The organism is Bacteroides sp. AR29, assembly GCF_900217715.1.
Lineage (GTDB): Bacteria > Bacteroidota > Bacteroidia > Bacteroidales > Bacteroidaceae > Bacteroides > Bacteroides uniformis.
The window spans coordinates 43,686-68,712 of sequence record NZ_OBMS01000009.1 but is presented as its reverse complement, the minus strand read 5'-3'; the positions used below and the strand labels follow the sequence as shown (position 1 = coordinate 68,712).

At 50.0% G+C, this 25,027-nt stretch carries 16 protein-coding genes; 12 read left to right on the top strand and 4 right to left on the bottom strand.

Annotated features, from left to right (window positions below; translation table 11 throughout):
- Positions 1-282 precede the first annotated feature (282 nt).
- From CSD97_RS07785 to CSD97_RS18830, 7 genes are all read left to right on the top strand, one after another.
- On the top strand, positions 283-1,350 hold the full coding sequence (locus CSD97_RS07785; RefSeq protein WP_098032221.1) for a putative phage abortive infection protein: 1,068 nt from the start codon (positions 283-285) through the stop codon (positions 1,348-1,350).
- Positions 1,351-1,418: 68 nt separating this feature from the next.
- Positions 1,419-2,009 (top strand): sugar transferase, encoded by a 591-nt coding sequence (locus CSD97_RS07780; RefSeq protein ID WP_098032220.1) that lies wholly within the window; start codon positions 1,419-1,421, stop codon positions 2,007-2,009.
- Between the two features lie 71 nt (positions 2,010-2,080).
- Positions 2,081-3,331, top strand: a complete 1,251-nt coding sequence (locus CSD97_RS07775; protein ID WP_098032219.1) for an aminotransferase class I/II-fold pyridoxal phosphate-dependent enzyme — start codon at positions 2,081-2,083, stop codon at positions 3,329-3,331.
- 39 nt (positions 3,332-3,370) lie between these two features.
- Complete coding sequence (locus CSD97_RS07770) at positions 3,371-4,417, top strand: NAD-dependent epimerase/dehydratase family protein (protein ID WP_198411163.1); 1,047 nt, start codon at positions 3,371-3,373, stop codon at positions 4,415-4,417.
- 37 nt (positions 4,418-4,454) lie between these two features.
- Entirely contained in the window at positions 4,455-5,798 is a 1,344-nt protein-coding gene (locus CSD97_RS07765) for a nucleotide sugar dehydrogenase (protein WP_098032217.1), read from the top strand.
- Between the two features lie 161 nt (positions 5,799-5,959).
- A complete protein-coding gene (locus tag CSD97_RS07760; protein WP_005827604.1) occupies positions 5,960-6,463 on the top strand; it encodes an HU family DNA-binding protein in 504 nt (167 codons plus the stop codon).
- 40 nt (positions 6,464-6,503) lie between these two features.
- Positions 6,504-6,596 (top strand): smalltalk protein, encoded by a 93-nt coding sequence (locus CSD97_RS18830; protein ID WP_005837261.1) that lies wholly within the window; start codon positions 6,504-6,506, stop codon positions 6,594-6,596.
- A 68-nt stretch (positions 6,597-6,664) separates the two neighbouring features.
- Here CSD97_RS18830 and asnB read toward each other — a convergent pair whose 3' ends face one another.
- The 3 genes from asnB to gltB form a co-directional block, all read right to left on the bottom strand.
- Complete coding sequence (gene asnB, locus CSD97_RS07755) at positions 6,665-8,392, bottom strand: asparagine synthase B (RefSeq protein ID WP_057253067.1); 1,728 nt, start codon at positions 8,390-8,392, stop codon at positions 6,665-6,667.
- A gap of 41 nt (positions 8,393-8,433) precedes the next feature.
- Positions 8,434-9,792 carry a glutamate synthase subunit beta gene (locus tag CSD97_RS07750; RefSeq protein ID WP_098032257.1) on the bottom strand — a complete coding sequence of 453 codons (1,359 nt, stop codon included), beginning with the start codon at positions 9,790-9,792 and terminating at the stop codon, positions 8,434-8,436.
- Positions 9,793-9,876: 84 nt separating this feature from the next.
- Entirely contained in the window at positions 9,877-14,427 is a 4,551-nt protein-coding gene (gene gltB, locus CSD97_RS07745) for a glutamate synthase large subunit (protein WP_057256481.1), read from the bottom strand.
- A gap of 368 nt (positions 14,428-14,795) precedes the next feature.
- Between gltB and glmS the strand changes: the two genes are divergently transcribed.
- The 5 genes from glmS to CSD97_RS07720 all read left to right on the top strand — a co-directional run bounded on the left by glmS (position 14,796) and on the right by CSD97_RS07720 (position 23,795).
- On the top strand, positions 14,796-16,640 hold the full coding sequence (gene glmS, locus CSD97_RS07740; protein WP_022402368.1) for a glutamine--fructose-6-phosphate transaminase (isomerizing): 1,845 nt from the start codon (positions 14,796-14,798) through the stop codon (positions 16,638-16,640).
- A 146-nt stretch (positions 16,641-16,786) separates the two neighbouring features.
- Entirely contained in the window at positions 16,787-18,670 is a 1,884-nt protein-coding gene (locus CSD97_RS07735; RefSeq protein WP_005837255.1) for an amidophosphoribosyltransferase, read from the top strand.
- 8 nt (positions 18,671-18,678) lie between these two features.
- A complete protein-coding gene (gene carA, locus CSD97_RS07730; protein WP_055288633.1) occupies positions 18,679-19,755 on the top strand; it encodes a glutamine-hydrolyzing carbamoyl-phosphate synthase small subunit in 1,077 nt (358 codons plus the stop codon).
- 217 nt (positions 19,756-19,972) lie between these two features.
- Positions 19,973-23,209, top strand: a complete 3,237-nt coding sequence (gene carB / locus CSD97_RS07725) for a carbamoyl-phosphate synthase (glutamine-hydrolyzing) large subunit (RefSeq protein ID WP_098032216.1) — start codon at positions 19,973-19,975, stop codon at positions 23,207-23,209.
- Between the two features lie 37 nt (positions 23,210-23,246).
- Complete coding sequence (locus CSD97_RS07720; protein WP_005827626.1) at positions 23,247-23,795, top strand: methylated-DNA--[protein]-cysteine S-methyltransferase; 549 nt, start codon at positions 23,247-23,249, stop codon at positions 23,793-23,795.
- Between the two features lie 2 nt (positions 23,796-23,797).
- Here the strand turns inward: CSD97_RS07720 and CSD97_RS07715 are convergent, their stop codons facing one another.
- Entirely contained in the window at positions 23,798-24,691 is an 894-nt protein-coding gene (locus tag CSD97_RS07715; RefSeq protein ID WP_098032215.1) for a helix-turn-helix transcriptional regulator, read from the bottom strand.
- Positions 24,692-25,027: the final 336 nt, after the last annotated feature.

Genomic DNA, 25,027 nt, shown 5'->3' with positions numbered 1-25,027 from the left:
AGGACTGACTGTAAACCCAAAAAATGCGCAAAGCGAGAATGTCGTTAATCGGAGGCTTTTTATTATAGCAGTTTTTATCACACTATTGGTTATAGTTGTTTTCGCTTGGATTTTTGGTCATAACAACATCTATGATGGTGGGAGGAATGGAAAGTCAGCCATGATGTGGTAGGTACTTATGGGGATTTTATAGGGGGAGTAATAGGTACATTGGTAGCACTATACTCAGCATATCTCCTTGTGAAGACTCTAGGATGCCAAATCTCTGTGAATAGTGATGTAATGGATACGAACAGAAATATAGTGAAAACCAATAATACCGCTATATATCAATCTTTCCTTCAAGTTTTTGATAATAAGTTTCATACGATGTTTGACAACTACAAAGAAGCGAAACAGGCTTACCGATATGAGAGTACGCGGAAACAACCACAGGTACTTATACAGTCAGATGGTGAAAAGAAGGAAGTCGTGACTACAGAACCTTTATCATATTACGATGCGGAAGCTCTCGATTTATTGGGCAAGCAGTTTACAGACAAAAATTATACAGACAAACGTACTTATCTTTCTCGTGTAAAGAGCGCACAAAACGTATTTGACGAGTTTTATTCTGAGCACAGACGGGAGATGTCGGTGCATTTCAGAAATCTCTATTTGCTCGCCAAATTAGTAGCGGAAACTGATAATGTGGATGAGGTAGGCAATCTGAAAATTAGAGAAACTGATAGAGTGGAATATGCTAAAAGTATAAGAGGACAACTCTGTGAAGGCGAGATGCTTTTATTAAGGTATAATTGCTTGACGGATAGAGGAGAGAAAATGCAATCTTTTGTCAATCAGTTTAATCTTATCAAACATTTGTCTGTGATGTCACTCTTGGAATTCAAAAAACATAGGGTAAAACTACGTTCTGATAGAGAGGCGAGCACATTGGATTCGCACTTCATCGAACTAAAGAAAAAACTTAAGGAGTACATTGGCTATGCAGCCAATGAGCAAACGGCTCTTTGGGAATTTTCCGTGAAATATTCCATCATTATGGAAATCACTCCTGACAAGAGGCAGTTTAAGTTGAAATTGAGAAGACGAAAGAATAGACCGCCAACAAGAAGCGACGGTACCCCACTTATCGAAAAAGCGCTCAACTTATTTGTTTCAATGAATGAGTTGAAAGAACTCTATAAGGATTTTATTAGGGAATCTTTGATTGTTTCTAATTTCTACTTGTTCAATGGGAGAAACAATACGAATGTAACCGGAACTGAATCTGCTGATGATACATTTGAATATGCCATCATAGAATATACGAGCCAATATATTATATCTGTGGAACCTAACCAAGCGTAAAATCAAGTTGGGAAGATTTTTTTCTGGAGAGAAAGAGAAATAGTTGAACATAAATAATATTTCTTAATATGATACTAAAATGGATTTTGGACCGATTGGTGTCTCTGATTGGGTTATTGGTCTTGTGGCCAGTATTGGTGGTTATTGCCATTCTAGTGAGGGCAAAGATGCCCGGTGGTCCTGTTATCTTCAAGCAGAAGAGAGTGGGGCATCACGGAAAATTGTTTACCATGTATAAATTCCGTTCGATGACTGCCAACCATTCTGGAAGTTCCGTATCGGTAAAAGGCGAGAGGCGTATTACTCTTTGGGGAGCCAAGTTGAGGAAATACAAGTTGGATGAATTGCCGGAGTTGTGGAACGTGTTGATAGGCGACATGAGTTTTGTAGGTCCCCGTCCGGATGTTCCGGGGTACGCAGATAAGCTACAGGGGGCTGACAGGAGGATGCTTCTTTTGAAACCGGGGATTACAGGCCCTGCCAGTTTGAAGTACCGGAATGAAGAGGAACTGTTGGCAAAGCAGGAAGACCCTCAAAAGTACAATGATGAAGTGCTGTTTCCGGATAAAGTGAAAATCAATATAGAGTATTTGGATAATTGGTCTTTCTGGTATGATATCAAAATCATCATTTATACAGTACTTGGGAAGGATTTATAAAGCTCTTTCCTTTCTTTTTGTCCCTCACTATGTGAGGAAAGTGAATCATTTAGAATAATCATATATATTTTATGGACAAGCAAATTTATCTCTGCCTCGCCCACATGAGCGAATCCGGATATGAACAGAAATATGTAAAGGAGGCATTTGATACCAATTGGGTAGTACCTTTGGGACCTAATGTAAATGCTTTCGAGGAGGATTTGAAACAGTTTACGGGCGGCACACATGAAGTGGTGGCACTGAGTGCGGGTACGGCAGCAGTACATTTGGCATTGATAGCTTGCGGTGTTGGTCCGGGAGATGAAGTGCTGGTGCAGAGCTTTACTTTCTGTGCCTCTTCGCATCCTATCACTTATCTGGGTGCCAAGCCTGTGTTTGTGGGTTCTGAACCGGAAACTTGGAATATGGACCCTGTGCTGCTGGAGGAGGCGATAAAAGACCGTATCGCCAAGATAGGAAAGAAGCCAAAGGCGATTGTTCCGGTGGCTCTCTACGGTATGCCTTACGATTGCAAACGGATTATGGAAATTGCCGACCGTTACGACATTCCGGTAGTGGAGGATGCTGCCGAGGGCTTTGGCTCTAAGTTTGACGGACGGATATTGGGTACTTTCGGTAAGTTCGGTGTGTTGAGTTTCAACGGGAACAAGATGATTACGACTTCGGGTGGTGGCGCCTTGGTTTGTCAGAACGTGGAGGACAAGAATACCGTCATGTGGTATGCCACGCAGGCGCGTGATGCTTATCCTTACTATCAGCATACGGCCATTGGCTACAACTATCGTATGAGTAATATTTGTGCAGGTATCGGTCGCGGACAGATGACGGTGGTACAGAAACATATCGACCATCACAAGCATGTGCAGGTTCTTTATGAGGAACTGTTGAAAGAGGTGAGGGGCGTGCATATCCATCGGCAACCTGCCGATTCGTGTTATGACTCTAATTACTGGCTCTGTACGGCTACGCTGGATGCCAATGTGAGGGTACAAGGTCAGGAGAATGCCTATAAAGAGGTGATAAAAACAGCCGTAGGCGGTGCTGCCGGTGTGATAAAAGCTGTGAAGAGTGCCACGACAGACTGTCAGCCCAATGACAACGTGGAGGCATTGCGTGTGTTTATGGCGGCAAACCGGATTGAAACCCGTCCGGTGTGGAAGCCCATGCACAAGCAGCCTGTGTATGCGGATGCTTCGGTTTACACCAACGGGGTGGAGGAGGAGATATTTAAGGTTGGTTTCTGTCTGCCGGCAGGTCCGTGGGTGACGGATGCGGATGTGGAATACATCGTTGAAAAGATAAAGGAAGCTATTTTTTAATGTAATTGCGCGAAACACATTAATCCATCAATCATAAACGTGAACGTATTAGTAACTGGAGCTGCCGGTTTTATCGGTAGTAATCTTTGTATGCGCCTATTGGAGGAACTGTCCGATACCCTTGTAGTGGGTTTGGACAATCTGAATGCTTATTATGATGTGAATATCAAGCGATGGCGGTTGGAGCAATTGACCGAGTTTAGAGAACGGTTTATTTTTATCAAGGGAAGTATTGCCGATAAATCACTTGTCGATAAGATATTTGATGAATATCAGCCGCAAATCGTTGTGAATCTGGCAGCACAGGCGGGTGTGCGCTATAGTATCACCAATCCGGATGCTTATATTGAAAGCAATCTGATAGGTTTTTATAATATATTGGAAGCTTGTCGCCATTCGTATGATGAGGGCAGGGAGGGGGTAAAACATCTGGTCTACGCTTCTTCATCGAGCGTGTATGGTTCGAATAAAAAGGTGCCTTATTCTACCGATGACAAGGTGGATAATCCGGTGAGCCTCTATGCTGCTACAAAGAAAAGCAATGAACTGATGGCGCACGCTTACTCTAAACTTTATGATATTCCGTCCACAGGTCTCCGTTTCTTTACGGTATATGGTCCCGCCGGACGTCCGGATATGGCCTATTTTGGCTTTACCGATAAGTTGCTCAGAGGTGAGAGAATTAAGATATTTAACTACGGGAATTGCAAGCGTGACTTTACATATGTGGATGACATTGTGGAAGGCGTGATGCGTGTGATGGCAAAAGCTCCTGAACGTAAGGTGGGTGAAGACGGTCTGCCTGTACCGCCTTATAAAGTTTATAATATAGGTAATAATCATCCTGAAAACCTTCTGGATTTTGTCCAAATATTGCAGGAGGAACTGATAAGGGCAGGTGTATTGCCTGCCGACTATGACTTCGAGGCGCATAAGGAATTAGTACCGATGCAACTGGGTGATGTGTCGGTGACTTATGCAGACACTTCTGCTTTGGAACGGGATTTCGGTTTCAAACCGAGTACTCCGCTTCGGGAAGGCCTCAGAAAGTTTGCCGGATGGTATAAGGACTTTTATATGGAATAATCCATTATTGATTTTATGATAACCCAATTGAATTGATATGAAAGATTTTGCGAATTTGCGAATAGCTGTAGCCGGTACCGGATATGTAGGACTGTCTATTGCGACACTGCTGGCACAACATCATAAAGTGATTGCTGTGGATGTGGTACCTGAAAAGGTGGAACTGATTAATAATAAGAAGTCGCCTATTCAAGATGAATATATCGAGAAGTACCTTTTGGAAAAGGAACTCAATCTGACAGCTACGCTGGATGGCAGGTCTGCCTACAAGGAGGCTGACTTTGTGGTAATAGCGGCACCTACCAATTATGATCCTCAGAAAAATTTTTTCGATACGCACCATATAGAAGATGTGATAGACCTTGTCCTTGAGGTGAATCCGGATGCCGCGATGGTGATTAAATCAACCATTCCCGTAGGGTATTGCCGTTCGCTTTACGTGAAGTATGCCCCAATGTTCCAGTATAAGCCGGAATTGAAAGGAAAGAAATTTAACCTACTTTTCTCTCCGGAATTTCTAAGGGAGAGCAAAGCACTTTATGATAACTTGTATCCTTCGCGTATTATCGTTGGTTATCCGAAGATGATTGATTTGGAAGGCCGGGTGTCAGCGGAAGAGAATGCGGCAGTTCGTGCCATCGGAAATCCTGAAGCAGAAGAACTTGCACGTATATTTGCCCGGCTGCTGCATGAGGGTGCATTGAAAGAGAACATCGACACGCTCTTCATGGGCATGAAAGAGGCAGAGGCAGTGAAGCTTTTTGCCAATACTTATCTGGCACTGCGTGTGTCGTATTTTAATGAACTGGATACATATGCCGAGATGAAGGGGCTGGATGCGCAAGCCATAATCAATGGTGTAGGTCTGGATCCCCGTATCGGTACACATTATAATAATCCCTCTTTCGGTTATGGTGGGTATTGTCTTCCCAAGGATACCAAACAGTTGCTTGCCAACTATAACGATGTGCCTCAGAATATGATGTCGGCAATTGTGGAGAGTAATCGTACGCGTAAGGACTTTATAGCCGATAGGGTGCTGCACATTGCCGGTGCATACGGAAGTAACAGTGTATATGATGCGGAGAAAGAAAAGGAGGTGACCATTGGTGTATTCCGGTTGACCATGAAGTCAAATTCGGATAATTTCCGCCAGAGTTCCATTCAAGGGGTGATGAAACGTATCAAGGCTAAAGGTGCCAAGCTGGTGATTTATGAACCTACATTGGAAGATGGCAGTACTTTCTTCGGTTCGCTTATTGTGAATGACTTGGAGGAGTTTAAACGTATCTCGCAGGCCATTATTGCCAACCGCTATGACGCATGTTTGGATGATGTGGCTGACAAAGTCTATACGAGGGATATTTTTAAACGTGATTAAATAAGGTATCTTATAATTAATACTTTATCACTTTTCTCAGAAAAACTACTCCCAAGCACCTTTTTTCTTTGGCTACATAGTTTTTAATCCTCACCTTTGCATCGTTGATCAACGAAACGTGTGAATAGGAAAACGAATTTAAATCTCTAAAGAAAAAAAGTATGAGTGTAATTTTCAGGACGGTGGAGAGACCGTCGGACCCCAGGGTTGAAAACTCTCCCAAGAAGTATTATCCGCAGTTGGTGACATTGGGGCAAAGCGTGGATTTGGCGTTTATTGCACAGAAGATGCAGGACCGCTCTTCTCTGTCTATCGGTGACATCAAGAGTACGATGCAGAACTTTGTGGAAAAGCTGAAAGAGCAGTTGCTGGAAGGAAAGACGGTTAATATAGCCGGGCTGGGTGTCTTTATACTGGCAGCCAAATCGAAAGGTGAGGAAAAGGCTGATGACGTGACAGCCAAGAGTGTGGAGAGCGTCCGTATCTGTTTTCAGGCGAATAGGGAACTGAAGATATCGAAGGCTGCTACCCGTGCTGGAGAAAGGCTGGATTTGGTGAGTTTGGATGATTATCTTAAGGGGAAGACTTCTACAGATGGCGGCTCCGGTTCGGAAGGAGGAGGCTCGGATTCGGATGGAGACCAAGGTGAGAATCCACTGGGATAACAGTAGCTATGAATTATTAATCAGATAATGGATAATCTTTATGAAGAAAACGTGGAATGTGATTTTGAAACTTATTATTGCCGTAGCGAGTGCTGTGGCAGGTGTGATTGGCGGACAGACAATGATGTTTTAGTCCGATAGGATTTGATAAATAAAAAATGAGAAGAGCTGCTGGCAGGAAATCTGTCGGCAGCTCTTTTTTTAATCCTTGTATGCTTCTTCGTGTACCCCCGCTACTGCTCGTCCGCTGGGGTCGTTCTTTCCTTGGAAAGAGGCGTCCCATGCCAGCGCTTCGGCGGTGGAGCATGCCACACTGGGTACGCTGGGAACACTCCGGGCTGCGCTTTCACTGGGGAAATGCTCTTCGAAGATGGTACGGTAGTAATACTCTTCCTTATTTTGCGGGGTATGTATCGGGAAGCGTTCGGCGGCATGTGCCATCTGTTCGTCGCTGACGGCAGCGGCAGTGACGGCTTTCAGCGTATCAATCCAACTGTAGCCCACACCGTCGGAGAACTGTTCTTTCTGCCGCCAGGCAACGCTCTGAGGGAGCATGTCGGCAAAGGCTTCGCGGACTACTTTCTTTTCTATCTCCTTGCCGGGGCACATCTTGACTGCCGGATTGATGCGCATGGCAACATCCAGGAATTCTTTGTCGAGGAAGGGGACACGTCCTTCCACTCCCCAGGCTGCAAGGCTTTTGTTGGCACGGAGGCAGTCGTACAGATGTAGTTTGGAGAGCTTGCGCACGGTTTCTTCGTGAAAGGCTTGCGGTGTGGGCGCCTTGTGGAAGTAAAGGTAACCGCCGAACACCTCGTCTGCACCTTCGCCGCTGAGTACCATCTTGATGCCCATGCTTTTGATGACACGCGCCAGCAGATACATGGGGGTGGAGGCGCGGACAGTGGTTATGTCGTAAGTCTCAATGAAATAGATGACGTCGCGGACAGCATCGAGGCCTTCTTGAACGGTATAGTTTATCTCGTGATGCACGGTACCGATATGACGGGCCACTTCGCGGGCTTTAATCAAGTCGGGAGCACCCTTCAAGCCGACGGCGAAGGAATGGAGCTGTGGCCACCAGGCATCTGCCTTGTTGTCTGTCTCGATGCGTTTGGCGGCATATTTCTTGGCGATGGCAGAGATGACGGAAGAATCGAGTCCGCCACTGAGCAGGACACCGTAGGGGACGTCGGACATCAACTGGCGCTGTACGGCGGCTTCAAGTGCGTCGTGCACAGCCGTGACTTGTGTGCTGTAGGCTGTCCGGCCTATCGAAGCCGGCGCGGCATTACGTTCGGCGGCAGGAGTGTAGTTGTCCTTCACAGCGGCATAGTCCATCCAGTCGCGGGTGTACCAGCGGTGCATCTTGCCCTCGCGCCCACGGTAGTAGTGGCCGGGAAGGAAAGGCTCATACTCGTCGCAGAAACCCTCAAGAGCTTTCAGCTCACTGCCGAAGTAGATGTGTCCGTCTTTGTCGCGTCCTATATAAAGGGGGATTACGCCGATGGGGTCGCGAGCGATGAGGTAATCGTCCGTTTCTTCATCATAGAGGGCGAAGGCGAAGATGCCGTTCAGCTCTTCGAGGAAGCGGATGCCTTTGTCTTTGTAAAGGGCAAGGATGACTTCGCAGTCGGAACCTGTCTGGAAGGCGTATTTTCCGGCATAGCGGGCACGGATGTCGCGATGGTTGTAAATCTCGCCATTGACGGCAAGCACCTGTTTGCGGTCGGGTGAATATAAGGGTTGTCCACCGGATTCCGGGTCGACAATGGAGAGGCGTTCGTGGGCGAGGATGGCGGATCCGCCTACGTAGATACCACTCCAGTCCGGTCCGCGATGACGGATTTTCTGCGCCATCCGTAGCGCTTTGTTTCTCAACTCAGGAGTTTGAGACTGTATGTTGAAGATTCCTGCTATTCCACACATGAGAATTAAAAATTAAAGGTTAAAAATTAAAGAAAGGGAAATCATTTCTTGTTTTCTTTTAGAGGTTCGAGGTAACGATCTATTTCTGTTGCCACTCGTCGTCCGTCGGCCAAGGCACGTACCACGAGGCTGGCGCCGTGGGCGGCATCGCCTGCCACGAATACGTTCTCTGCAAACTTCGGTTGCTCGGGCTTGAGGAAACCCATGGCAAGAAGCACCATATCGGCTTCGATGACCTCTTTCTTACCCGTAGATTTCATGGTAGGGCGGTTACCGTCTGTTGCCGGAAGCCACTCCACTTCTTCCACTTCCACACCGCATACCTTGCCATTCTTCCCGATGAACCGGGTAGAGGCGAGGGACCATCGACGGGTACAGCCTTCTTCGTGGCTGCTGGTGGTTTTCAGTACGACGGGCCATTGCGGCCAGGGAGTATCCGGGTTGTGTCCTATGGGTGGTTGGGGCATAATTTCAATCTGGGTTACGCTGACGGCTCCCTGGCGGATGCTGGTGCCTATACAGTCAGACCCGGTATCGCCGCCGCCGATGACGAGTACCCGTTTGCCGCGGGCGTTGACGAGTTGGTCTTTCGGGAAGGTATCTCCATCCAGAATATGGTTCTGCTGTGCCAGCATGTCGAGGGCAAAGTAGATGCCTTTCAGCTCCCTGCCCGGAATGGAGAGGTCGCGGGCGGTGGGCGTACCGGTACAAATGGCGTAGGCATCGAATCCGACGGGCAGTTTCTGTACATCGACATGGACTCCCATCTTGAACAAGATTCCTTCGGCCTTGAGGATTTTCATGCGGCGGTCGATGACGGCTTTGTCCAGTTTGAAGTTGGGGATGCCGTAACGCAACAGTCCTCCCGGCATCGGTTTGCTGTCGAATAGGGTAACTTCGTAACCTTTGGCGTTCAGCCGTACGGCAACGCTCAATCCGGCAGGGCCGGCGCCGATGACGGCTACTTTCTTTCCGTTGCGTTCGGGCTGGAGGGGGGTGATGTAGCCCTCGCGAAAAGCAGCCTCGGCAATGGCGGCTTCGTTCTCGCGGATAGTGACCGGTTCGTTGCACGAGAGTTTCAGTACGCACGACTTCTCGCAAAGGGCAGGGCAGATGCGTCCCGTAAATTCCGGAAAATCATTCGTACTGTTCAGTATTTGATAGGCTTCGCGCCATTTGCCCCGGTAGAGCGCGTCTTGGAATTCCGGGTCTTTATTGCCCAGCGGACATGCCCAGTGGCAGAAGGGTACGCCGCAGTCCATACAGCGCGAGGCCTGGAGCTTGCGGTCGTGGCTGTTCAGTGTCTGTTCCACTTGGCTGAAGTCTGTGATACGTTCGTGTATCGGACGGTAACCCGCCTCTTGGCGGGGGATATTGAGGAATGCTTTTGGATCTCCCATGATGAACAAATTAAAAAGTTAAAGAATTAAAGAATGAAAGGGGAATTTCCTCAGTCTTTCATTCTTTCATTATTAATTCGCGATTCAATAATCGCGTTGCATTTCTGCAATCTTCTGTTGCAATTTCTGCATCTGCTCCTCTTGCAGCACTTTTTTGTATTCGATAGGGACTACCTGGATGAACTGGTCGGCATAGCGTGGCCAGTCATCGAGCATGGTGCGTGCCAGTTTGGAACCGGTGTACAGGTAGTGCTGGCGGATGAGCTCGTGCAGTTCCTTGCGGTAGGAGGCCTCTTCGATGAGGCTCAGTTCTACCATTTCCATGTTGCAGAAATAGTCGAAGTTGCCGTCCCGGTTCCATACGTAGGCCACACCGCCGGACATGCCTGCGGCAAAGTTGCGTCCCGTCTGTCCGAGTACTACCACACGCCCGCCGGTCATATACTCGCAGCAGTGGTCGCCTACACCCTCCACTACGGCTGTGGCACCGGAGTTGCGGACGGCAAAGCGCTCGCCTGCACGGCCGTTGATGTAAACTTCACCGCTTGTGGCGCCATAAAGCAGGGTGTTGCCTGCAATCGTGTTTTTCTCTGCCTCGAAGTTGCTCCGTACCGGAGGCAGGACAGCGATGCGTCCGCCACTCAGACCTTTGCCCAGATAATCGTTGGCCTCGCCTTCCAGCTTGAAGTTGACACCCGGGACAAGGAATGCCCCGAAACTCTGCCCGGCAGAGCCTTTGAACTTCACGTTCAGCGTATGTTCGGGCAGCCCTTTTTCTCCGTATTTTGCGGCAATGACACCAGAGAGCATGGCGCCGCAGGCACGGTCGGTATTGGCGATGGTGTACTCCAGCGAGATTTCCTTCTGGTTCTCTACGGCTTCGGCGGCGGCATGTAGCATCTCTACATCTTTCACATGGTCGATGCCATGCTGTTGGTCGGTGACGTGGCGGATGGCGGCTTCATTGTCTACGCGTGCCAGTAGTTTGTCGAAGCTTATCAACTGATGTTTCCTGATTCCGTCATCCGGCTTGCGGACGATAAGGTCTGTACGTCCAATGATGTCGTCCAGGCGTTCCACCCCGATTTCCGCCAGGTATTCGCGTACCTCTTGGGCCAGGAAAGTGAAGAAGTTCACCAGATACTCGCTGCGTCCGCGGAAGCGCTTGCGCAGTTCTTCGTTCTGTGTCGCCACCCCTACGGGGCAGGTGTTCTGGTGACATTTGCGCATCATTACGCAACCCAGTACGATCAGGGCGCTGGTGGCGAAACCGAATTCTTCGGCTCCGAGCATTGCCATCAGTATGATGTCACGGCCTGTTTTGAGCTGTCCGTCCACTTGCAGCATCACTTGTCCGCGCAGGCCGTTCAGCACCAGTGTCTGCTGCGTTTCGCTCAAACCGAGTTCGGGCGAGATACCTGCATAGCGGATGGATGATGCAGGAGAAGCTCCCGTACCGCCCTCTGCACCCGAGATGACTATCAAATCGGCCTTTGCCTTTGCCACACCGGCGGCAATGGTGCCCACACCGCTTTCTGCCACCAGCTTCACGCTGATTTTTGCCCGTGGGTTCACGTTCTTCAGGTCGAAGATGAGCTGTGCCAGGTCTTCGATGGAGTAAATGTCGTGGTGGGGTGGAGGAGAAATCAGCGAGATGCCCGGAATGGAGTGACGTGTCTTGGCAATCACTTCATCCACTTTGAAGCCCGGCAGCTGCCCGCCTTCGCCCGGCTTGGCGCCTTGGGCAATCTTTATTTGTATTTCGTCCGCATTCACCAGATATTCTGCGGTGACACCGAAACGTCCTGAGGCCACCTGCTTGATGGCGCTGCGCAGACTGGTGCCGTCTTCGCGCGGCATGAAGCGTGCCCGGTCTTCGCCTCCTTCGCCCGTATTGCTCCGGCCATGCAGCTTGTTCATGGCAATAGCCATGGCTTCGTGGGCTTCGCGGCTGATGGAGCCGTAGGACATGGCGCCGGTGACAAAGCGCTGTACGATGTTCTCTACCGGTTCCACCCGGTCTATGCTGATAGGAGCGCGGCGGAAGTCGAGGAAATCGCGCAGGAAGATGGGAGATTCCTTGCTGTCTACCATGGCAGTGAACTCCTTGAATTTCTTATAGCTTCCCAGGCGTGTGGCAAGTTGCAGTGTGCTGATGGTTTCCGGGTTCCAGGCGTGCTTCTCACCATCCTTGCGGAAGGCATACAGTCCGCGGTTCGGCAATAGCTCCGCTTCCCCCTTCTTTTTAAGAACCTCCATCCCTTCCTTGTGGAAGGCGATGGCGTCGCGTGCCACTTCATCCAGGCGTATGCCTCCGATGCGTGAACTCAGTCCGCCAAAGTAGGCATTGCTCAACTCCTCGCTCAGTCCTACGGCCTCGAAAATTTTCGCGCCCCGGTAAGAACGGATGGTGCTGATGCCCATCTTGCTCATAATCTTGAACAAGCCTTTGCAGACGGACTTGATATATTTCTTTTCGGCAGTGGCGTAATCGAGCTGTATTTCCTTTTCGTTCACCAGTTTGTCGATGACGGCAAAAGCCATATACGGATTCAGTGCGCTGGCTCCGAAGCCCAGCAGCAGTGCGGCGTGCATCACTTCGCGGATTTCGCCGCTTTCTACAATCAGTGCCGTCTGCACCCGTTTGCCCACGGAGATAAGATGGTGGTGTACCGCCGACACGGCAAGCAGTGACGGAATGGCGGCATGGGCGGCGTCTACGTCGCGGTCGGAAAGCACGATGTAGTTCACTCCTTCGTTGACGGATTCTTCCGCCTGCTTGCAGAGGGTTGCCAATGCTTGCTGCAATCCCTGGCACCCTTTTGCCACTTCGAAGAGCAGGGGCAGTTTCACGGTCTTGAAGCCTTTGTACCGGATGTTGCAGAGAATATCCAGCTGGGCGTTGTTCAGGATGGGATGGTTCAACCTCACCATCTTGCAATGGTTTTCGCTGGGTGTCAGTATGTTCATGCCTACGGCTCCGATGTATTCGGTCAGCGACATTACCAGTTCTTCGCGTATCGGGTCGATAGGAGGGTTGGTGACTTGGGCAAACTGCTGGCGGAAATAGTTGTACAGTAGTTGCGCCTTGTCCGAGAGTACTGCCAGCGGGGTGTCATTGCCCATGGAGTTGATGGGTTCGGCACCGGTGGTACACATCGGGACAATCAGCCGTTCCACGTCTTCTTTGGAGTAGCCGAAGATGCGCAGCATGCTGTCGTAGTTCTCCACGCTATGGGAGACTTTGCGACCGCTTTTCAGTTCGTCCAGCTCGATGCGGTTGCCGGCCAGCCAAGTGCGGTATGGTTTGGCTTCGGCAAGTTGTTTCTTCAGTTCGCCGTCATAATATATTTCGCCTTTCTCGGTGTCTATAAGCAGTATCTTGCCCGGTTGCAGGCGTCCTTTTTCCTTGATGTCTCCCGGCTCGAAATCCATCACGCCGACTTCGCTGGCCACTACCATCATGCCGCCCTGCGTAATCAGGTAGCGTGCAGGGCGCAGTCCGTTCCTGTCGAGCATGCCGCCTGCATAGCGCCCGTCGCTGAAAAGCAGTGCCGCCGGTCCGTCCCACGGCTCCATCAGGATGGAGTGGTATTCATAGAAAGCTTTCAGGTCTTCGCTGATGGGATTCTTTTCGTTGAAAGATTCCGGCACGAGCATGGCCATGGCGTGCGGCAGGCTCAGGCCCGACATGATGAGAAACTCGAGCACATTGTCCAGCGAGGCACTGTCGCTCATGCCCGGTTGCACGATGGGGCGTATCTCCCGGATGTCTCCCAGGGCGGGAGAGGAGAGTACACTCTCACGGGCTTCCATCCAGCCGCGGTTGCCGCGGATGGTATTGATTTCGCCGTTGTGTGCCAGCAGGCGGAAAGGCTGTGCCAGTCCCCAGGTGGGGAAAGTGTTGGTGCTGAAACGGGAGTGCACCAATGCCAGTCCGCTGGTGAAGTAGCTGTTGGTGAGGTCGGGGAAGTAGTTGCGCAACTGCAAGGAAGAGAGCATGCCCTTGTAGACGATGTTCTTCGTAGAGAGCGAGACGATGTAGAAATCCTCGCGGGTGGGGATGTCCGACTTGCGTATTCTGTTCTCTATCCTTTTCCTTATTATATAGAGTTTGCGGTCGGCGGTTTCGCTTTCCGTAAATCCGGTGATGAAAATTTGCTTGATGTCCGGTTCGTTGGCAAGAGCCGCTTCTCCCAATATTTCGGGGCAAGTGGGCACGTTGCGCAGATGCATCAGGGTCAATCCCTCCTTTTCAATCTCTTCGATAATGACGCTCAAGATGACAGCCTGGTCTTTTCCGTCTTTGGGAAGGAAAAGCAGGCCGGTGCCGTATTTTCCTTTCTCGGGAACGGGAATGCCCTGCAACAGAATGAATTCGTGCGGTATCTGCAGCATGATGCCGGCACCGTCTCCGGTTTTGTTGTCCGCCCCTTCCGCTCCACGGTGGCGCATGTTTTCCAGTACCTTCAATGCCGATTCTACCAGTTCATGTGATTTTCCTCCCTGGATATTGACCAGCATGCCTACTCCGCAGGCATCGTGCTCATGGGATGCCTCATACAAGCCCAACTGTTTGGGCTGTCGCTGGTAATCCTCTGCTTTTGTTTTGTTGTTAAAAAGTTCTTGTTTCATGATTATAAGCTTTCTTTATTGCTGTATAATATTGTTTGTGGTTTCAAAATGTTCGGCAAATATATGGTATTAATTGCAAAATGCTAATATGTATTCCTGCCTTCTTTCTTGCAAAATTCCTGCGATAGAAGATGAAGTTATGAATTGATAGAAAACACCCTCTGTTTTCTTTTAATCCTAAATCAAAATCAGACGGTTTGATTTGGATTTATAAATTAAGCCTTTTGCTTTTAAAATAATACTTTCTTTAACTTTTTGATGTAAAAACAACTTTTTTCTATTCTTTTGATAAATAAATAGTGGAAAGATTAACTTTATGTTCTTAAGAATATGTATATTTGCAACGCAAAATCAAATACTGATACATTATGTGTGGAATAGTAGGCTATATAGGTCAAAGGAAAGCCTACCCCATTCTTATCAAGGGTCTGAAGCGGTTGGAGTACCGTGGATATGATAGTGCGGGGGTAGCATTAATCAGTGATAACCGACAGTTGAACGTGTACAAAGCGAAAGGTAAGGTTTCGGAACTTGAAACTTTCGTTGCTCAAAAAGATATTTCCGGTAGCATTGGTATTGCACATACACGTTGGGCCACTCATGGAGAACCTTGTTCCGTCAATGCCCATCCCCATTATTCCTCTTCCGAACGCCTCGCCCTCATCCATAACGGCATTATTGAAAACTACGCCGTCCTTAAAGAAAAACTTCAAGCCAAAGGTTATGTATTTAAAAGCAGCACTGATACCGAGGTGCTGGTACAGCTCATTGAATACATTCAGGTGACAAACCATATTGACCTGCTGACGGCGGTGCAACTTGCCTTGCAGGAAGTGATTGGGGCGTATGCCATTGCGGTGCTCGACAAGGACAATCCGGATGGGATAATCGCTGCACGCAAGAGCAGTCCGCTGGTGGTGGGCATCGGTGAAGGAGAGTTTTTCCTGGCTTCGGATGCCACGCCGATTGTGGAATACACGGATAAGGTGGTGTATCTGGAAGACGAAGAGATTGCCCTCATCCGTCGGGGAGAGAAGCTGAAGGTTGTTAACCTGAAGAATGTGGAATGTCCGCACGAGGTAAAGACGGTAGCGCTCAATCTCGGCCAGCTGGAGAAGGGCGGTTATCCGCACTTCATGCTGAAGGAAATCTTCGAACAGCCCGGCTGCATTCACGACTGCATGCGCGGGCGTATCAATGTGGAGGGTACGAACGTGGTTCTTTCTGCAGTGATTGATTATAAGAAACGTCTGCTGGCGGCCAAACGCTTCGTCATCGTGGCATGCGGTACGTCATGGCATGCCGCCCTCATCGGCAAGCATTTGATTGAAAGCTTCTGCCGTATTCCGGTGGAGGTGGAGTATGCCAGTGAGTTCCGTTACCGCGACCCGGTGATTGACAGCAACGATGTGGTGATTGCCATCTCGCAAAGCGGTGAAACGGCCGATACGCTGGCTGCCGTGGAGCTTGCCAGAAACCGTGGGGCATTTATATACGGCATCTGCAATGCCGTCGGTTCCAGTATTCCCCGTGCCACGCATACGGGTTCCTATATCCACGTGGGACCGGAAATAGGGGTGGCATCCACCAAAGCCTTCACCGGGCAGGTAACGGTGCTTACCATGCTGGCCCTGACACTTGCCAAAGAGAAAAAGACGATGGACGAAGGGCAATACCTGGCAATTGTCAAGGAATTGGGACATATCCCCGACAAGATGAAGGAGGTCTTGAAACTGAACGACCGTATAGCGGAACTTTCCAAGATATTCACCTATGCACACAACTTTATCTATCTGGGACGCGGATACAGTTATCCCGTAGCCTTGGAAGGCGCCTTGAAGTTGAAGGAGATTTCGTATATCCATGCCGAGGGCTATCCTGCCGCCGAAATGAAGCACGGCCCCATTGCCCTGGTGGATGCCGAAATGCCGGTAGTGGTCATTGCCACCCGGAATGGGCTTTATGAAAAGGTGCTGAGCAATATCCAGGAAATAAAGGCGCGTAAAGGCAGGGTTATCGCCATTGTGACAAAGGGAGATACGGTCATCAGTAAAATAGCCGACACTTGCATCGAGCTTCCCGAAACAATGGAGTGCCTTGATCCGTTAATAACTACGGTACCTCTGCAATTACTTGCCTATCACATTGCCGTGTGCAAGGGAATGGATGTGGACCAGCCGAGGAATCTTGCGAAGTCGGTGACTGTAGAATGAGGACATGTACAATTTACCATTTACAATGTACAATGGGGCTGCGCTTGGGAGGGGTAAATGTAAATGGTAATTGTATGCTATAATAAGGAAAAGAAAATTGTACACTTAAAATTGTACATTGTAAATGGTAAATTGTAAATAGATAGATGGAACAACTGAAGCATGAATGCGGCGTCGCCATGATACGCCTGCTGAAACCGCTGGAGTACTATGAAGAGAAGTACGGAACATGGATGTACGGACTCAACAAGCTCTATCTCCTGATGGAGAAACAACACAACCGTGGGCAGGAAGGTGCCGGACTGGCCTGCGTGAAACTGGAAGCCAGTCCCGGCGAGGAATATATGTTCCGTGAGCGTGCTCTCGGCTCGGGCGCCATTACCGAAATTTTCGGTACGGTGCAGGGTCACTTCAAGGACTTGACCAAGGAACAGCTGCATGATGCGGACTATGCCAAGCGTGTGCTGCCCTTTGCAGGGGAGGTCTATATGGGACACCTGCGTTACTCCACTACCGGAAAGTCCGGCATCTCGTACGTGCACCCGTTCCTCCGGAGAAACAACTGGCGTGCCAAGAATCTTGCCCTCTGCGGCAACTTCAACATGACGAATGTGGATGAAATCTTCGCACGCATTACCGCCATCGGCCAGCATCCGCGCAAATATGCCGATACCTACATCATGCTGGAGCAGTTGGGACATCGCCTCGACCGCGAAGTGGAGCGCCTCTTCAACCTTGCCGAAGCGGAAGGGCTGGCAGGCATGGACATCACCCGTTATATAGAAAACCACATCGACCTTGCCAACGTGCTGCGCACTTCGAGCAAGGAGTGGGACGGGGGATACGTGATGTGCGGACTTACCGGCAGCGGAGAGACTTTTGCCGTACGCGACCCATGGGGCATCCGTACAGCCTTCTGGTATCAGGACGACGAGATAGCGGTGCTTGCCAGCGAACGTCCCGTGATACAGACAGCCCTTAATGTTCCTGTCGAATCCATCAAGGAGCTGCAACCCGGACAAGCCATGTTTATCAACAAGGCCGGCAAGGTGCGCACCGTGCAAATCAACAAGCCGCGCGAGGTGAAACCTTGTTCCTTCGAGCGCATCTACTTCAGCCGGGGCAGTGATGTGGACATTTACCGGGAACGTAAACTGCTGGGTGAGAAACTTGTACCCAACATATTGAAAGCCATCGACAACGATGTGGACCATACCGTCTTTTCCTTCATCCCCAATACGGCAGAAGTTGCTTTTTACGGAATGCTGCAAGGATTGGACGACTACCTCAACGAGGAGAAGGTGCAGCAGATTGCCGCCTTGGGGCATAGTCCCAGCCACGACGAACTGGAGCATATCTTGTCGCGGCGCATACGGAGCGAGAAGGTGGCAATCAAGGACATCAAGCTGCGTACCTTCATAGCCGAAGGAAACAGCCGGAACGACCTTGCCGCCCATGTGTACGACATCACTTACGGAAGCCTTGTCCCGGGAGTGGATAATCTGGTCATCATCGACGACTCGATAGTGCGTGGAACCACCCTGAAGCAGAGCATCATCGGCATCCTTGACCGTCTGGAGCCAAAGAAGATAGTCATTGTAAGCTCTTCACCGCAGGTACGCTATCCCGACTACTACGGCATCGATATGGCTAAGATGAGCGAATTCATCGCCTTCAAGGCTGCTGTGGAACTGCTGAAGGAGCGTGAGATGCGCGATGTGATTGCCGCCGCCTACCGCAAGTCCAAGGAGCAGGTAGGCCTGCCCAAAGAACAGATGGTGAATTACGTGAAGGAGATTTATGCTCCTTTCACTGATGAGGAAATCTCTGCCAAGATGGTGGAGCTTCTTACTCCGAAAGGGACGAAAGCCAAAGTGCAGATTGTCTACCAGCCTCTCGAGGGGCTGCATGAAGCCTGCCCCAAGCATCCGGGTGACTGGTACTTCAGCGGCGATTATCCTACGCCGGGCGGTGTGAAGCTGCTGAATAAGGCATTTATTGATTATATAGAACAAGTTTATCAATTTTAATTGAATCAATGAGAAATGTAACTCTAATCCTCGACGACGGGAGCCGCTTCCACGGCAAGTCGTTCGGCTTTGAAAAACCGGTAGCGGGAGAGGTGGTCTTCAACACAGCCATGACGGGTTATCCCGAAAGCCTGACCGACCCTTCGTATGCCGGACAGCTGATGACGCTCACCTATCCGTTGGTGGGCAATTACGGTGTGCCGCCTTTTACTCTCGAACCGAATGGGCTTGCCACTTTTATGGAGAGCGAGCATATCCATGCCGAAGCCATTATTGTAAGCGATTATAGCGAAAATTATAGCCATTGGAATGCGGTGGAAAGCCTCGGTGACTGGCTGAAACGCGAACAGATTCCGGGCATCACGGGCATCGATACCCGCGAACTGACAAAGGTGCTTCGCGAGCATGGGGTGATGATGGGACGTATCGCCTTTGATGATGAATCGGATGAAATGCCTGAGGCCTCTTATGCCGATGTGAATTATGTGGATAAAGTTAGCTGCAAGGAGGTTATCCGTTACAACGAAGGAACCGGTAAGAAGAAAGTGCTCCTTGTGGATTGCGGCGTCAAGCATAACATCATCCGCTGCCTGCTGAAACGTGACGTGGAAGTGATTCGCGTTCCCTGGGACTATGATTATACTGGGATGGAGTTCGACGGGCTGTTCATCTCCAACGGCCCTGGTGACCCCGATACCTGCGATGCTGCCGTGCAGAATATCCGCAAGGCAATGCAGAACGAGAAACTGCCCATCTTCGGCATCTGTATGGGAAACCAGCTGCTTTCCAAGGCTGGGGGCGCCAAGATATACAAATTGAAATACGGTCACCGCAGCCATAACCAACCGGTGCGTATGGTGGGTACGGAACGTTGCTTCATCACCTCACAGAATCATGGGTATGCCGTAGACAACAACACGCTGACAGAAGACTGGGAACCGCTTTTCATCAATATGAACGATGGTTCTAATGAAGGAATCCGCCACAAATGCAATCCCTGGTTCTCCGCACAGTTTCATCCCGAAGCTGCCAGCGGGCCGACGGATACGGAGTTTCTTTTTGATGACTTTGTGAAGTTGCTTTAGTAAGAGAATTTTATCAAGAATGGTTGCGTTCGTAATCTCTTGATAATCAGTATGTAAAAGACGGTATAATGAGTCCCATACTGAATGTCATTCAGTCCCAGAGTGAATACCTTTCAGTCCTATACTGAATGCCATTCAATTAGTGACTGATTGTGTAAGGTAAGAGAAAGATAAGGTTTTATTACTACTATTACATTTTTAATAAACAGATATGCAAATGAAAGAAAACAATATAAAGAAAGTCCTGCTGCTCGGTTCCGGTGCACTGAAAATCGGTGAGGCAGGAGAATTTGACTACTCCGGTTCGCAGGCGCTCAAGGCATTGAAGGAGGAAGGTATCTGCACGGTTCTCATCAATCCGAACATTGCCACGGTACAGACCTCGGAAGGAGTTGCCGACCAGATTTACTTCCTGCCCGTCACGCCCTATTTCGTGGAGAAGGTGATAGAGAAGGAGCGCCCGGACGGCATCATGCTTGCTTTTGGTGGGCAGACGGCACTGAACTGCGGTGTTTCCCTCTATAAAGACAAGATTTTCGAGAAGTACGGTGTGACGGTTCTCGGCACTCCCGTGCAGGCCATCATTGACACGGAGGACCGTGAAATCTTTGTGCAGAAACTGAATGAGATTGATGTAAAGACCATCAAGAGCGAAGCTGTGGAGAATGCGGCAGATGCCCGTCGCGCAGCCCGGGAACTGGGATATCCGGTCATTGTCCGTGCCGCATACGCGCTTGGCGGACTGGGTTCGGGCTTCTGCGACAATGAAGAAGAGCTGAATGTGCTGGTGGAGAAAGCCTTCTCCTTCTCCCCGCAGGTGTTGGTGGAAAAATCGCTGAAGGGATGGAAGGAAGTGGAATACGAGGTGGTGCGCGACCGCTTCGACAACTGCATCACGGTCTGCAACATGGAGAACTTCGACCCCCTGGGCATCCATACGGGTGAGTCCATCGTTATTGCCCCGTCACAGACGTTGAGCAATACGGACTATCATAAATTGCGTGAACTCGCTATCCGCATTATCCGTCACATCGGCATTGTGGGAGAGTGTAACGTGCAGTATGCCTACGACCCGATGAGCGAGGACTACCGGGTAATCGAGGTAAATGCACGCTTGAGCCGTTCGTCTGCACTTGCCTCTAAAGCAACGGGTTATCCGTTGGCGTTTGTAGCGGCAAAACTCGGCTTGGGCTATGGCTTGTTCGACTTGAACAACTCTGTGACAAAGACTACAAGCGCTTTCTTCGAACCCGCCCTGGACTATGTGGTCTGCAAGATACCGCGTTGGGATTTGGGCAAGTTCCACGGGGTGGACAAAGAGCTGGGTTCGAGCATGAAGTCGGTAGGCGAGGTGATGGCTATCGGCCGTACTTTCGAGGAAGCCATCCAGAAGGGGCTTCGCATGATAGGCCAGGGCATGCACGGCTTCGTAGAGAACAAGGAACTGGTGATTGCCGATTTGGACAAGGCTCTGCGCGAACCGACGGACAAGCGTATCTTTGTCATCTCCAAAGCCTTCCGTGCCGGGTATACGGTGGACCAGGTGCACGAATTGACCAAGATAGACCGTTGGTTCCTGGAGAAGTTGATGAACATCATGGATACCAGCAGGGAACTGCACTCTTTTATGGCTGATGGAGAGTTGCCAATGATTCCCGTGGACTTATTGCGTAAAGCCAAAGTACAAGGCTTCTCTGATTTCCAGATAGCCCGTGCCCTCGGCTTGGAACAAGCAATGGACGGCGAAGAAGCCATCCTTGCCGTCCGCAATTTCCGCAAGAGTGCAGGCATTCTGCCCGTAGTGAAGCAGATAGATACCCTTGCCGCCGAATATCCCGCACAGACCAACTATCTCTACCTGACGTATAGCGGCACGGCAAATGATGTCCGTTACCTCGGCGACCGCAAGTCCATTGTCGTATTGGGCTCCGGCGCCTACCGCATCGGTTCTTCCGTAGAGTTCGACTGGTGCGGCGTGCAGGCCCTGAACACCATCCGCCAGGAAGGCTACCGCAGTGTCATGATAAACTACAACCCCGAAACCGTGTCTACGGACTATGACATGTGCGACCGTCTTTACTTCGACGAGCTCACCTTCGAGCGCGTGATGGATATTCTCGAACTGGAGAATCCCCACGGGGTGATTGTCTCTACCGGTGGTCAGATACCGAATAACCTTGCCCTGCGCCTCGATGCGCAGAAGGTACCTATTCTCGGCACAAGCGCCAGGAGCATCGACAATGCCGAGGACCGTGACAAGTTCTCCGCCATGCTCGACCGCATTGGTGTAGACCAACCCGAATGGCGGGCGCTGACCTCCCTGGAGGACATCAACGCCTTTGTGGATAAGGTGGGCTTCCCGGTATTGGTCCGTCCTTCCTACGTATTGTCCGGCGCTGCGATGAACGTCTGTTCCAACCGGGAGGAGCTGGAACGCTTCCTGAAGCTGGCGGCGAATGTCAGCAAGAAACATCCCGTAGTGGTGAGCCAGTTCATTGAGCATGCCAAGGAGGTGGAGATGGATGCTGTGGCGCAAGATGGAGAGATTATCGCATATGCCATCAGCGAGCATATCGAGTTTGCCGGAGTGCATTCCGGTGACGCCACTATCCAGTTCCCGCCACAAAAGTTGTATGTGGAGACGGTGCGCCGCATCAAGCGCATCAGCCGCGAGATTACCCGTGAGCTGAACATCTCCGGTCCGTTCAATATCCAGTATCTGGCACGCGAGAACGACATCAAGGTGATTGAGTGCAACCTCCGTGCCAGCCGTTCGTTCCCGTTTGTCAGCAAGGTGCTGAAGATAAACCTTATTGAACTTGCCACGAAGGTGATGCTCGGCATTCCGGTACAGAAGCCGGACAAGAATCTGTTCGATTTGGATTACGTAGGCATCAAGGCGAGCCAGTTCTCCTTCAACCGTCTGCAGAAGGCCGACCCGGTACTGGGTGTGGATATGGCAAGCACGGGCGAGGTGGGTTGCATCGGCAGCGATACTTCCTGCGCCATTCTCAAGGCGATGCTCTCCGTGGGATATCGTATTCCAGAGAAAAATATCCTGCTTTCTACCGGTACTCCGAAGCAGAAAGTGGACATGCTTTCTGCCGCGCGTATGCTTCAGAAGAAGGGGTATAAGATATTTGCCACGGGTGGTTCCAGCAACTTCCTTACGGAGAACGGTGTGGAGAATACGCGCGTCTACTGGCCCAGCGAACCCGAACGCCAGCCGCAGGCACTCGACATGCTGCACCGCAAGGAGATAGACATGGTGGTCAATATTCCGAAGAACCTCACCGCAGGCGAGTTGGATAACGGCTACAAGATACGCCGTGCCGCCATCGACCTCAATATTCCGTTGATAACGAATGCCCGTCTGGCAAGTGCGTTCATCAATGCATTCTGCACGATGACGCCGGATGATTTGGCTATCAAGTCGTGGGCGGAGTACAAATGATAATTTAATTTGCTATCTTTGCTGAAAACTAAGTTCGATGGAAACAATTTTGACCCAATACTATCAATCTCCTTATGGCGAGTTGCTCCTCGGCTCTTTCGGCGATAAACTCTGCCTATGCGACTGGATGCTGAACGAGAAACGTAGAGTAACCGTTGATAAGCGCATACGGCAGGCGCTGCATGCCGATTATGAGGAAGGCACTTCGGAAGTGATTGCAAGGGCAATCATTCAGTTGGATGAGTATTTTGCCTGTAAGCGGACCATATTCGATGTTCCACTGCTTGCAGTCGGAACAGAATTCCAGCGGACGGTGTGGCAGGAGTTGCAGAACATCCCTTACGGAAAAACAGTGTCCTACGGCGAGCTTTCACGAAAGCTGGGCAATCCGAAAGCCGTACGTGCGGTGGCGGCTGCCAATGGGGCAAATGCCCTCTCCATACTCATCCCCTGCCATCGTGTGGTGGGCAGCAACCATACGCTGATAGGCTATGCCGGTGGACTGGCAGCCAAACAAGGGATGCTGGCATTGGAAGCGGACTCTTGCGACGGACCGTCAGGCTCCCGTATAGGACAGCTGTTTTGAGGTCAGGTTTGTTTCTGGTATTCCGCCGGTGTCATCCCCGTCATACGTTTGAAGAACTTCGAGAAGAACGACGGATTGGGAAAGTTCAGTTCGTCTGATATTTGAAACACCAGTAGATTACTGTGTTTCAGCAATACTTTGGCTTCGAGGATAACTGCTTGATTAATCCATTGCATCACGGTTTGTCCGCTTGTTTCACGTATCACCGAGCTCAGATAGTGCGGTGTCAGGCATAGTTTGTCGGCATAGAAGTTGACGCTGCGTTCGTGCTTGCTGTGTTGGTTCACCAAAGCGATGAAGCGGCGGAATAGCTCTTCCTGGCGTGAAAGGCGTGACGGAGTTGACTTGCATGTGTGCTCGTGGATATACTTAAGGTTATAGAGAAGTGAGACAATCAAGTGCTGTACAGCTCCGCGGCGGTAGGGCAAACAATGTAGTATATTCCACAATAAAGAGAAGAAGCTGCTGATGTGTGCCCATTCCTCGTTGTTGCATGAAAGGCGGATTCCGTTTCGTGTATAAGCTTCCGAAAGAATGGAATTCTGTAGTACGGGCAGAAAATTGGCAGTGGGCATGATGACTTGGAATTCGTAGTCGGGACTGACTTCCGATATTTCTATCAGCGAATTGTCAGGGATGATAATAATATCGTGGGCTGTAGCTTCATATTCGATAAGATTGATGGAGATTCGGCCCTTACCTTGCATGATGCGTACAATCCTTCCTTCTTTGGCACGATAAGGTTGCTGGGTGCGGAATAGCTTGAATCCCATTGCTTGAAAACTGATGACCATTCCCAAATCGTCGTTTATAAATCTGTATTCGGAATGTTCTATAAAATCCGGATTGTTGCGGATGTCCTCGAATGCGACGCTTATCGGTTTGTTCTTTTCCATATCTTTCCCTTTATGAATAATGTATATTTTGTCTGCAAAGTTACTACAAAAAAGTGAAATGCGGAAAGATATAGTGATAGAATTGAGTTACAAGGGTTTTGGTTGAAGTGGCGATAATCCGTGAAGCCATTACAATCCCTGCCGAAGCCAAATCCTGACGCCGCTACGTTACTTGTTCGTAACCATGCCCGAAAATGCGACAAACGGGTACGAATAGCGAAACAAGGCTCTAAGGAATAGTGAGTTATCCATAACTCATGCGAAAAATCAGGTTACGGAAAAAGATTGCGCCGTTCCTCCCCGTTTTGCGTACCAACACCGGACTCTTCACCAACT

Coding starts and splice junctions, on each gene's coding strand:
- CSD97_RS07785 (WP_098032221.1), top strand. CDS start 283: ATGGATACGAACAGAAATATAGTGAAAACCAATAATACCGCTATATAT.
- CSD97_RS07775 (WP_098032219.1), top strand. CDS start 2,081: ATGGACAAGCAAATTTATCTCTGCCTCGCCCACATGAGCGAATCCGGA.
- CSD97_RS07735 (WP_005837255.1), top strand. CDS start 16,787: ATGGAACAACTGAAGCATGAATGCGGCGTCGCCATGATACGCCTGCTG.
- CSD97_RS07750 (WP_098032257.1), bottom strand. CDS start 9,792: ATGGGAGATCCAAAAGCATTCCTCAATATCCCCCGCCAAGAGGCGGGT.
- carA (WP_055288633.1), top strand. CDS start 18,679: ATGAGAAATGTAACTCTAATCCTCGACGACGGGAGCCGCTTCCACGGC.
- CSD97_RS07760 (WP_005827604.1), top strand. CDS start 5,960: ATGAGTGTAATTTTCAGGACGGTGGAGAGACCGTCGGACCCCAGGGTT.
- glmS (WP_022402368.1), top strand. CDS start 14,796: ATGTGTGGAATAGTAGGCTATATAGGTCAAAGGAAAGCCTACCCCATT.
- CSD97_RS07780 (WP_098032220.1), top strand. CDS start 1,419: ATGATACTAAAATGGATTTTGGACCGATTGGTGTCTCTGATTGGGTTA.
- gltB (WP_057256481.1), bottom strand. CDS start 14,427: ATGAAACAAGAACTTTTTAACAACAAAACAAAAGCAGAGGATTACCAG.
- CSD97_RS07765 (WP_098032217.1), top strand. CDS start 4,455: ATGAAAGATTTTGCGAATTTGCGAATAGCTGTAGCCGGTACCGGATAT.
- CSD97_RS18830 (WP_005837261.1), top strand. CDS start 6,504: ATGAAGAAAACGTGGAATGTGATTTTGAAACTTATTATTGCCGTAGCG.
- CSD97_RS07720 (WP_005827626.1), top strand. CDS start 23,247: ATGGAAACAATTTTGACCCAATACTATCAATCTCCTTATGGCGAGTTG.
- CSD97_RS07715 (WP_098032215.1), bottom strand. CDS start 24,691: ATGGAAAAGAACAAACCGATAAGCGTCGCATTCGAGGACATCCGCAAC.
- carB (WP_098032216.1), top strand. CDS start 19,973: ATGAAAGAAAACAATATAAAGAAAGTCCTGCTGCTCGGTTCCGGTGCA.
- asnB (WP_057253067.1), bottom strand. CDS start 8,392: ATGTGTGGAATAGCAGGAATCTTCAACATACAGTCTCAAACTCCTGAG.